Below are 10,934 nucleotides of genomic sequence, written 5' to 3'. Positions count from 1 at the left end.
ACGCCCGTCAGATTGAGGCCCGTCTTACACGGGGCAGTCCAGCTACAAGAAATCTTCTATACGTTTGTCAGCGGGTGCCAAGGCACCGCTGTCTTATGAATCAATTAATTTTTCAGCTGATTCATTTCATCAATATTGACCGTTCTGCGGTTGCGGTAAAGAGCGATCAGAATCGCCAGTCCCACTGCAGCCTCTGCGGCAGCGACCGCGATCGCGAACAACGCGAAAACCTGGCCTGTGATGGATGGGTTCACCCCGTATTTGCTGAATGTTACTAGATTGATATTGACGGCATTGAGCATTAACTCAATCGAAATCAGCACAATCACGGTGTTCCGTTTAGTCAAAGCACCGTACAATCCGATGCAAAAAAGAATAAGTGCAAGTGCGAGAAAGGCTGAAACTGGAACAGAACTCATTCCTTGTCACCCTCCTTTTCGTCATCCTTGCGCGCCAGCACAATTGCTCCAACCAGTGCGACAAGCAGGATCACGGATGTAAGTTCAAACGGGATGATATATTGCGAGTAAAGCGAAATCCCGATTTGTTCTGTGTTGTTTTCATGCAGCGTATTTGGCACTGCTTCGAAATTCAAGTCATAGATTCCTAAGTAGACAGCAGCCCCAAAGCCCAGGACTCCAAGGAACAACAGCAGCTTGCGCAACCCTCCGCCTTTAGGCTCCGCTTCTTCACCGTGATGACGGGTAAGCATGATTCCAAAAAGCATGATGATTGTGATCGCGCCGGAGTAAATCATTACTTGGACAACCGCTACGAATTCAGCGGACAGCAAAACATAAATCCCTGCAATACTGACGAATGTAAAGACGAGCGCTACGACCATGTGGATGACCTTTGTAAGGTTCAATAAAAGCACGCCGCCGATTACCGCCACTAAAGCAAGTGACATAAACGCAAAAAATTCGCCTGTTAACGTCATGCTTTATTCACCTTCCGTATGTTCTCATCATTTTCGTCAAGCCATTCCAGGTTCTTAAATAAATCATCCCGACTGTATTCAGCAAGCTCAAAGTTGTTCGTCATGATGATCGCTTCAGTCGGGCAAACTTCTGTGCATAGGTCACAGAGGATGCAAAGTTCGAAGTTGATATCATACGTATCGATGATCTTCCCTTTTTTCGTTGGATCAGGATGCTTCTTACCAGTCAAGTTAATGCATTCTGTCGGGCAAATATTGGCACACTGGTTGCAGACAATGCATTTTTCGGGATAAAACTTCTGAATTCCGCGGAATCGGTCCGGGAGCGGAATCGGTTGATTTGGATAATCATAAGTAAGCTTTTCGCGAGTCAATTGTTTAAGGGTATAAGCTAATCCTTTAGTCCATCCTAGCACGTTATTCACCCCTTTAATGCAGGAAGCGGCATGCTCCCTTTCCTATTTTAGAAAAATTTCTTTTATCAAAGCAGTCAGGAAGATGTTTCCCAATGCTACCGGCAACAGCACTTTCCAGGCAAACTCCATCAATTGGTCAGCCCGGATACGCGGGAACGTAGCACGGAACCAAATGAGAATGTATACCACAACGCTGAATTTAAGTGCGAACCATACTGCTCCTGGAATGAAGCCCATGAATGGAAGCGGCAGCCAGCCACCCAGGAAAATGACCGTGATCAAGGCAGACATTGCGAACATATACACATATTCAGCAAGCATGAACATTGCCCAGCGGAAGCCAGAGTACTCGGTATGGAAACCGGCAACAAGCTCATTTTCCGCTTCAGCAAGGTCAAATGGCACCCTGTTCAATTCAGCGGTAGCCGCAATGAAGAAAACAATGAAAGCGATAGGCTGCCATAAGATGAACCAGCCGCTTTCCCGCTGTGTTTCAACGATATCATTCAAGCTGAGGCTGCCTGAAAGCAGGATGACCCCAAGCACGCTCATGACAAGCGGGATTTCATAAGAAATCATCTGTGCAGCGGCTCGCATACCGCCTAGCAAAGAATACTTATTGTTTGAAGCCCAGCCAGCCATCAACATTCCGACAATCGTCAATCCTGAAACGGCGACATAATATAGGACACCGACATTCAAGTCCGCAAATTGCAATTTATCGGTCAGCGGAATCGTCGCCATTACCATGAAGGATGGAGCGAACGCGATGACCGGTGCGATAATGAACAGCGGTCTATCCGCTGCTTTTGGAATCAAATCTTCTTTTACAAGAAGCTTTACTACGTCGGCTACAGATTGCAAAAGACCCCATTTACCGCCGACATGTGACGGACCGTAACGGCCCTGCATAAACCCAAGCACTTTTCTCTCTGCCAATATCGCCATCGTAACGAAACCTAGGATTACGAACAGCAGAATGACAGCCAAAATGAAGAAGATTCCAAAGTTGAAAAGGCCTGCGCTTGATTCGAGAAGATCCTGAACCATTAACCGTCTACCTCCCCAAGAACGATATCAACCGCTCCTAAAATTGCAATCAGATTCGAGATACTTTCACCTTCTAGTAGTTTAGGAAGGATTTGCAGATTGTAGAAGGACGGTCTTCTGAACTTAAGACGGTATGGCTCTTTTTTGCCATCGCTGGAAATGTAGCAGCCGATTTCGCCTCTGGATCCTTCGATGCGGACAAACGCTTCCCCTTTTGGAGCCTTGATGATTTTCGGAACCTTGGCCATGATTTCTCCCTCTTTCGGGAATTGTTCCAAAGCCTGTTCAATGATTTTTAGTGATTCTTCGATTTCACCCAGCCTGCAATAGTAGCGGGCAAGTGCGTCACCTTCTTCGCGTGTGACAACGTCGAAGTCGAAACGGTCGTAGATCGAATACGGCTCATCCTTGCGCAAATCCCATTTCACGCCGGTTGAGCGAAGGTTCGCGCCGCTCAATGAGTAATTGATGGCATCTTCTTTTGTATATTTGCCGATGCCTTTTGTACGGTTAAGGAAGATTTCGTTACCAGATACAAGCTGGTGGTATCCTTTCAGCTGCCCTCTTAGGTAAGGAACGAATTCAGCAACCTTTTCAAGCCAGCCTTCCGGAGCATCCCATTTAACGCCGCCTACACGCATGTAGTTAAATGTCAGGCGCGCACCTGAAAGTTCATTCAGGAGGTTCAGGATCATTTCACGGTCACGGAATGCATAGAGCAATGGGCTCGTCGCCCCGAAGTCGAGGATGAAGGTTCCCCACCACAGCAAGTGACTGGCAACCCTGTTCAATTCCATTGCGAGAACCCTTAAGTACTCGGCGCGTTCTGGCACCTGGATGCCCATCATTGTTTCAACTGCATGGACGATTACGTAGTTATTCGTCATTGCTGATACATAGTCCATCCGGTCTGTATAAGGAATGATCTGTGTATACTGCAGATCTTCTGCAAGTTTTTCAGTCCCGCGATGCAAATAACCGATGACCGGTTTTGCTTCAACAATGATCTCACCGTCAATTTTAAGAACGAGGCGGAATACACCGTGTGTACTAGGGTGCTGCGGGCCCACGTTCAAGAGCATTTCTTCTGTGCGTATCACGGGCTACACCTCCACATCATACGGTTCATAGTCTTTTCTTAATGGGTGGCCGACCCAGTCTTCACCAAGCATGATGCGATGGAGGTTAGGATGGCCTTCGAATTTGATGCCAAGCAAGTCGTATGCCTCACACTCAGGCCAATCCGCTCCTGCCCATAGAGGCTGTACCGACTGGGTAACTGGGTCATTGCGGTCAAGCTTGACCTTCAGTGCGACAGACTGCCTGTTTTTGTATGAGTATAAGTGAACATACACTTCCATATGTGTCTGGAAATCAGTGCCGTGAAGCTCTGATAGATAATCGAATCCTAGCAATTCATTGTATTTCAGGAATTCAGCCAGTCGATAATATGATTCTCTCTTGGCGACAAGCGTAGGCACATCCTTTGAAAGAGGATTAATATACGAATCTTCCAAAATGTCAGCACCAAGATTGTCTGTGATTGTTTTTACATATTTATCTAAGTAAGGCTGGTTTGGAGAAGGCTTCTTCTCTTCAACAGGTTCCTCTGCTCCGGCTTTTGCACCGGCTGCTGATTTTGCTTTCGCTGCTGCTGCGGCTTTCGCCTTTGCTGCGGCAATCGCTTTCGCTTTTTCATCGTCAGCGGATCCGCCGCCAGATGCTGCGGCTTTTGCTTTAGCGGCCGCTGCTGCCTTCGCTTTCGCTACAGCTGCTGCTTTCTTCTTCGCAAGATCGTCATCGTCTCCTGATGAAGCGTCTGCTCCTTCGCCTGCCTCGGCCTTTGCTTTCAATTTCGCTTCCGCTGCTGCCTTCGCCTTTGCTACTGCTGCGGCTTTCTTCTTGGCTAGGTCATCGTCATCTGCTGCGTCAGTTGCTGCTTGTGCTTCTGACTCGGCGTTTGCTTCAATCTGGCCGGTTGCTTTCATTTTTGCAAGTGCTGCTGCTTTTGCTTTCGCTGCTGCGGCGGCTTTTTTCTTGGCTAGATCAGCATCTTGTCCTTCGACCGGAGCAGAAACCTCAGCTTTGGCTTCTGATGCCGCTGGAGCTTCTCCCGCCTGCGCATTCGCTTTCATTTTCGCCATTGCGGCTGCTTTCGCTTTCGCTGCTGCGGCGGCCTTCTTCTTCGCCAGATCCGCATCATCAGTTGCTGCTGCTGCCACGCTTTCTTTCACTACAGGTTCAGCGATTTGATCGGCAACCTGTTTCGGGTCGTTTCCTTCTCCCGCTTGTTTCGCGGCTAGGCGCTGTTTTGCCAGCTCCTTTGCTTTTTCAGCTGCTTCTCTCTTTATCTGCTCTAAATCCTTTTCCCCGCTCATCGGTTAGATCACCTTCTTCCCGGTTTTCGCCTCGTAACGGATTTTCTCTTTTAATTTATTAATCCCGTAAATTAAAGCTGCTGGATTTGGCGGACATCCCGGTATGTAAACATCGACTGGTACGATCTGGTCGACACCTTTTACAACTGAGTATGATTTTACATATGGACCGCCTGCTGTAGCGCATGAGCCCATCGCGATTACCCATTTAGGTTCTGCTAATTGGTCATACAGCCTGCGCACTGTCGGTGCCATTTTTTTCGTCACTGTACCGGACACGATCATGACATCGGATTGTCGCGGAGAGTTACGGTAAAAAGTTCCGAAACGATCCAGGTCATAGTGAGCCGAACTGGATGCCATCATTTCAATCGCGCAGCATGCAAGACCGAATGTCATAGGCCACATCGAGTTGCTGCGTGCCCAGCCTTTTACCTGTTCAAGTGTTGTCACAAATACGTTTCTTTGGAGTTCTGCCATTTCTTCAGGTGAAATATCATCCAATCTTAAATCCATTTTAGCACCTTCTTTTTCCATGCATAGATGAGTCCGATAAGAAGCATTACGACGAAGATCAACATTTCGATCAGCGCAAAGATTCCAAGTTTCTCATAGGCGACTGCCCATGGATACAAAAACACTGTTTCTACATCAAAAATAACGAACATAAGGGCAAACACATAATAACGGACGTTAAACTGAACGCGTGCATCGCTGAACGGTTCTATTCCGCTCTCGTAGGTGGTATATTTCCGCTCGTCCTGCTTGTACTTTGGCCGCAGAAGCTTAGCTGCGAACAATGCAACAACAGGAAGCAATACCCCGAGACATAGGAACACAAAGACTATCAAATAGTTATTTTGATATAGATTAAACTGTTCCATGCCCATCCCTCCAATGTTGTAAAATTTTCAAACTTTTTAATCTTGTAACCGATAACAATTATACCATTGTTGCAATAGTGTGTCGACAAGGCTTTGAACAATCTGGCAACCTTCTTCCAAGCCTTTTTGATAGAAAAATAATTTCATTTCAAAGGCAAGGATGGACTGCCTGGAGAGTCGTCCCCTCTCATACATAGTTCTTCAGAAGTCAATTTATTCACATTCTTTTTATCAGGCATTTTGTTGATATTGCAGCGCCGGGTTTTGGAGTGTGCAGCCTCCTTGTTTTGGCTTTGCGCTGCTCCTAAAACAAGACAATCGGTTACATTCTATATTTAACCCATTTGGATTTAGTTGTCAGTGATGTTTGTCAACATTTTTAAGTTCTGTTGCAGCAAAGGATATGGTGAAATTGTGGACTTTTTGATTAGCGAGATTTTTTGGGGATCATTATTAGAGAAAAGAAGGAGCAATCAATCTCTAAACAACCGTTTTTTGATAAAACTGTTGTAACTTGAGGAACAGATGCGACTAAACATGATTTATCAGCATGATTCAATGTCTTAAACACATCCGTTTTTTTAGAAGAAAATGTTTTATAGCGAAAATAAAATTTTTATAGCGAATTTCGATTTTTTATAGCGAAAAAATGATTTTTATAGCGATAATTCATTTTTAATAGCGAAATTTTAGTTTTTATAGCGAAACGGAAGCTGCTCCCAGATATGTAAATCTATTAGGCGGGAGATTTTCCACTCTTGATAATAAAAAACACCCTCCGGCGTCCCGGAGGGTGTTTGTCAAAACATTAGATTTTGCGTTCAGCCACTGAAATACGGTTGATTGCGCGCTGAAGGGCAAGTTCTGCGCGTCTGAAGTCAACGTTTTCCTGCTTTCTTTCATGCAGGCGCTGTTCAGCGCGTTCTTTTGCTCTAAGGGCACGTTCAAGATCGATTTCAGATGATTGTTCAGCGGACTGGGCAAGGATGGTTACCTGCTCAGGACGGACTTCGAGGAAGCCGCCGCTGACCGCAACGAACTCAGTATTGCTGCCATTTTTCAAACGGACAGCGCCAATTTGTAGCGGTGCAACCATTGGGATGTGGCCTGGCAGGATTCCAAGTTCGCCTGTGCGAGCTTTAGTGCTTACCATTTCTACATCCGACTCATACACCGGCCCATCGGGAGTAACAACACTGACTTTAATCGTCTTCATTTTTTACCCTCCTGGTCCGTTATTAGACCTCTACACCCATACGTTTTGCATTCTCGATAACTTCTTCGATACGGCCAACTAGGCGGAATGCATCTTCTGGAAGGTGGTCATATTTGCCGTCAAGGATTTCTGCGAATCCTTTAACTGTTTCTTTAACTGGCACGTAAGAACCTTTCTGACCAGTAAACTGCTCAGCTACGTGGAAGTTTTGAGATAGATAGAACTGGACACGGCGAGCGCGGTGTACGACTAGCTTATCTTCATCAGAAAGTTCGTCCATACCAAGGATCGCGATGATGTCCTGAAGTTCTCTGTAACGCTGTAATGTTTGCTGTACGCGGCGAGCAATTGAATAGTGCTCTTCGCCAACGATTTCAGGTGTCAATGCACGTGAAGTCGAAGCAAGTGGATCCACCGCAGGGTAGATACCCATTTCAGAAAGCTTACGCTCAAGGTTTGTTGTTGCATCCAAGTGAGCGAAAGTTGTAGCCGGAGCCGGGTCAGTATAGTCATCGGCTGGTACATAGATCGCCTGGATTGAAGTAACAGAACCTACGTTAGTAGATGTGATACGTTCCTGTAATTTACCCATTTCTGTTGCAAGAGTCGGCTGGTAACCTACCGCTGATGGCATACGGCCAAGTAGGGCAGAAACCTCAGAACCTGCTTGCGTGAAACGGAAGATGTTATCCATGAAGAAAAGAACGTCCTGGCCTTGCTCGTCACGGAAATATTCAGCCATTGTCAAACCTGTCAGGGCAACACGCATACGTGCTCCTGGCGGCTCGTTCATCTGTCCGAATACCATCGCAGTTTGCTTGATAACGCCAGAATCCGTCATTTCGTGGTAAAGGTCGTTACCTTCACGTGTACGCTCACCAACACCTGCGAATACGGAGATACCGCTATGCTCTTGAGCGATGTTGTTAATCAATTCCTGGATTAATACAGTTTTACCTACACCGGCACCACCGAATAATCCGATTTTTCCACCCTTGATATATGGAGCAAGCAGGTCAACTACCTTAATTCCTGTTTCAAGGATTTCAACCTCAGTAGAAAGCTGCTCAAAAGTTGGAGCTTCCCTGTGGATTGAATCACGGCGTGCATCAGCCGGCAGTGGAGCGTCAAGATCGATTGACTCACCCAAAACGTTGAATACACGGCCAAGTGTTACATCCCCAACTGGTACAGAGATGGCAGCACCTGTATCTGTTACTTCCACTCCACGCTTAAGACCGTCTGTGGAAGACATCGCGATTGTACGAACTGTATCATCACCTAAGTGAAGGGCTACTTCAAGAGTTAGTTCGATGTTAACATCCGCATCGCTACTTACAATTTTCAAAGCGTTATAGATCTCAGGAAGATTGCCGCTATCAAACTTTACGTCAACAACCGGACCCATAACCTGGAGAACGCGTCCTTTGTTCATCTTGTTCCCTCCTAACGTACTTGTTGAAATATATACATCATGATGGGATGTGGACATCATGCCACATCCCCGATAGTTTTAAAAAATATCAACTGGCTGCAAAAGCCAATGATTCCATCTATTCGAGCGCTGCAGCTCCACCGACGATCTCGGTGATTTCCTGGGTAATGGCAGCCTGACGCGCACGGTTATAGCTCAAGCTGAGGGAATTGATCAGCTCTTTCGCGTTATCCGTTGCGTTTCTCATAGCTGTCATACGAGCAGCGTGTTCACTTGCTTTACTGTCAAGCAGTGCACCGTAAATCAAGCTTTCTGCATATTGCGGCAAGAGAACTTCCAGGATCTCCTCAGCGTTTGGTTCGAATTCATAAGAAGTCAGTTTTGTTGAAGCTGTAATGTTCGTTAACGGAAGCAGCTTCTTCTCCTCCACTTCCTGTGAAATCGCGCTGATGTAATGGCTGTAGTAAATATATAGTTCATCAAATGTTCCATCTGAGAACATGCCAACTGTATTGCTGGCGATATCCTGGATCTCAGAGAAGGACGGCTGGTCTGCAATGCCGATGATATCAAGGACAACGTTCATGCCACGGCTTTGGAAAAAGTCCCGGCCAACACGTCCGATCGCGATGATTGCAAACTCATCATTTGATTTATGGCGATTTTTGATCGTCTGGTAGACCTGGCGAAGGACGTTACTGTTGTATGCCCCTGCGAGTCCACGGTCTGATGTTATCACTAGATATCCCGTCTTCTTGATTGGACGGCTTGTCAGCATCGGATGGTTTGCATCCTTGCTGCCCATTGCGATGGAAGCAGTCACTTCCTGGATTTTTTCCATGTATGGTACGAATGCTTTCGCGTTCATTACCCCACGGTTCCATTTAGCTGCTGATACCATTTCCATTGCCTTGGTAATTTGGCTCGTCTTTTTAGTCGAAGTAATACGGGATTTTATATCACGTAAAGATGCCATTTCGGTTCTCACCACCCTTTTTCAAAGATTGTTCCTGTACAAAGTAAAGCCTGGCCGGCATGTCCTCACTCTTTCCATTCAGAATCAGATATGGGCAGTCCGGCTATTGCTTTAAATTTTATTCAGATACTGCAAACGTCTTTTTGAAGTCGTTGATTGCAGCAGACATATCGTCGTCAGAAGGAAGTTCCTTCGTAGTGCGGATATGGTCTAACACTTCTTTGCGGTTGTGGTCTAACCATGTATGGAACTCAGATTCGAAGCGGCGGATATCCTGCAATGGAATTTCGTCAAGGAAGCCGCGAGTAAGTGCATAAAGGATCGCTACTTGCTTTTCAACAGATAGCGGCTTGTTTAGGTCTTGCTTAAGAACTTCTACCGTACGGGCACCGCGGTTCAGCTTCGCTTGAGTTGCTTTATCAAGGTCAGAACCGAACTGTGCGAATGCTTCCAATTCACGGTATGAAGCAAGGTCAAGACGCAGTGTACCAGATACCTTCTTCATCGCCTTGATTTGAGCGGATCCACCTACACGGGATACAGAAAGACCTGCGTTGATCGCTGGACGTACGCCAGAGAAGAATAGGTCAGACTGCAAGAAGATCTGTCCGTCTGTGATTGAGATAACGTTCGTTGGAATGTAAGCAGAAACGTCGCCTGCCTGTGTTTCAATGAACGGAAGTGCTGTGATTGAACCTGCGCCTTTAGCGTCGCTCAGCTTAGCAGCACGCTCCAGTAAGCGGGAGTGCAAGTAGAATACATCCCCTGGATATGCTTCACGGCCCGGAGGACGGCGAAGTAGCAAGGAAAGTTCACGGTATGCAGCCGCTTGTTTAGAAAGGTCATCATATACTACAAGCACGTGCTTGCCTTCGTACATGAATTCTTCCGCCATTGTTACACCAGCGTAAGGAGCAAGGTATAAAAGCGGCGCCGGCTGTGAAGCAGATGCTGTAACAACGATAGAATATTCTAACGCGCCGTGCTTACGGAGAGTTTCAACCGCGTTACGTACAGTTGATTCTTTCTGTCCGATTGCAACGTAGATACAGATCATGTCCTGGCCCTTTTGGTTAAGGATTGTATCGATCGCAACAGATGTTTTACCAGTCTGGCGGTCACCGATGATCAATTCACGCTGTCCGCGTCCGATTGGAACAAGAGCGTCAATCGCTTTGATACCAGTCTGCAATGGCTCATGAACTGATTTACGGTCCATAACGCCTGGTGCATTGTATTCGATCGGACGAGTTTTAGTTGTGCTGATTGGACCCATGCCATCAACTGGCTGTCCAAGAGGGTTTACTACGCGGCCGATAAGCTGTTCCCCAACAGGAACCTCCATGATGCGGCCCGTACGGCGTACCTCGTCACCTTCGCGGATGTCCGTGAAAGGTCCAAGAATGATGATACCGACGTTATTTTCTTCAAGGTTTTGTGCCATACCCATAACGCCGTTTGAAAATTCAACAAGTTCTCCAGCCATGACATTGTCGAGGCCATGAGCACGGGCGATACCGTCACCAACACTGATAACTGTACCCACATCACTCACTTGAATTTCCGACTGATAATTTTCGATTTGCGATTTTATCAGCGCACTGATTTCTTCAGCTTTGATGCTCATGAGTTTCACCCC

At 46.6% G+C, this 10,934-nt stretch carries 12 protein-coding genes; all 12 read right to left on the bottom strand.

Features of this window, described 5'->3' with window-relative positions; genetic code table 11:
* Positions 1-104: 104 nt before the first annotated feature.
* Positions 105-419: an NADH-quinone oxidoreductase subunit NuoK gene (nuoK, locus tag M3204_RS09445; protein ID WP_251480968.1), complete on the bottom strand. Its 315-nt coding sequence runs from the start codon at positions 417-419 to the stop codon at positions 105-107.
* On the bottom strand, positions 416-940 hold the full coding sequence (locus M3204_RS09440) for an NADH-quinone oxidoreductase subunit J (RefSeq protein WP_251480967.1): 525 nt from the start codon (positions 938-940) through the stop codon (positions 416-418). The genes nuoK and M3204_RS09440 overlap by 4 nt, the downstream gene beginning before the upstream one ends.
* Positions 937-1,356, bottom strand: a complete 420-nt coding sequence (gene nuoI / locus M3204_RS09435; protein WP_251480966.1) for an NADH-quinone oxidoreductase subunit NuoI — start codon at positions 1,354-1,356, stop codon at positions 937-939. The genes M3204_RS09440 and nuoI overlap by 4 nt, the downstream gene beginning before the upstream one ends.
* A gap of 42 nt (positions 1,357-1,398) precedes the next feature.
* A complete protein-coding gene (gene nuoH / locus M3204_RS09430; RefSeq protein ID WP_251480965.1) occupies positions 1,399-2,406 on the bottom strand; it encodes an NADH-quinone oxidoreductase subunit NuoH in 1,008 nt (335 codons plus the stop codon).
* On the bottom strand, positions 2,406-3,506 hold the full coding sequence (locus M3204_RS09425; protein WP_251480964.1) for an NADH-quinone oxidoreductase subunit D: 1,101 nt from the start codon (positions 3,504-3,506) through the stop codon (positions 2,406-2,408). The genes nuoH and M3204_RS09425 overlap by 1 nt, the downstream gene beginning before the upstream one ends.
* A gap of 3 nt (positions 3,507-3,509) precedes the next feature.
* Entirely contained in the window at positions 3,510-4,784 is a 1,275-nt protein-coding gene (locus M3204_RS09420; RefSeq protein ID WP_251480963.1) for an NADH-quinone oxidoreductase subunit C, read from the bottom strand.
* A 3-nt stretch (positions 4,785-4,787) separates the two neighbouring features.
* Positions 4,788-5,300 (bottom strand): NuoB/complex I 20 kDa subunit family protein, encoded by a 513-nt coding sequence (locus M3204_RS09415; RefSeq protein WP_251480962.1) that lies wholly within the window; start codon positions 5,298-5,300, stop codon positions 4,788-4,790.
* The gene (locus M3204_RS09410; RefSeq protein ID WP_251480961.1) at positions 5,291-5,668 is read right to left on the bottom strand and encodes an NADH-quinone oxidoreductase subunit A; all 378 of its coding nucleotides are present in this window, start codon (positions 5,666-5,668) and stop codon (positions 5,291-5,293) included. Before M3204_RS09410 ends, M3204_RS09415 begins: the two co-directional genes overlap by 10 nt.
* 808 nt (positions 5,669-6,476) lie before the next feature.
* Entirely contained in the window at positions 6,477-6,884 is a 408-nt protein-coding gene (locus tag M3204_RS09405) for a F0F1 ATP synthase subunit epsilon (RefSeq protein WP_251480960.1), read from the bottom strand.
* A gap of 22 nt (positions 6,885-6,906) precedes the next feature.
* Positions 6,907-8,319, bottom strand: a complete 1,413-nt coding sequence (gene atpD / locus M3204_RS09400) for a F0F1 ATP synthase subunit beta (protein WP_251480959.1) — start codon at positions 8,317-8,319, stop codon at positions 6,907-6,909.
* Positions 8,320-8,437: 118 nt separating this feature from the next.
* Positions 8,438-9,295: a F0F1 ATP synthase subunit gamma gene (locus M3204_RS09395; RefSeq protein ID WP_251480958.1), complete on the bottom strand. Its 858-nt coding sequence runs from the start codon at positions 9,293-9,295 to the stop codon at positions 8,438-8,440.
* Positions 9,296-9,413: 118 nt separating this feature from the next.
* Positions 9,414-10,922 carry a F0F1 ATP synthase subunit alpha gene (gene atpA / locus M3204_RS09390; RefSeq protein WP_251480957.1) on the bottom strand — a complete coding sequence of 503 codons (1,509 nt, stop codon included), beginning with the start codon at positions 10,920-10,922 and terminating at the stop codon, positions 9,414-9,416.
* Positions 10,923-10,934 lie beyond the last annotated feature (12 nt).

The sequence above is a fragment of the Mesobacillus subterraneus genome (assembly GCF_023715485.1).
Lineage (GTDB): Bacteria > Bacillota > Bacilli > Bacillales > Cytobacillaceae > Mesobacillus > Mesobacillus subterraneus_B.
This window is presented reverse-complemented; position numbering and strand designations above follow the sequence as displayed.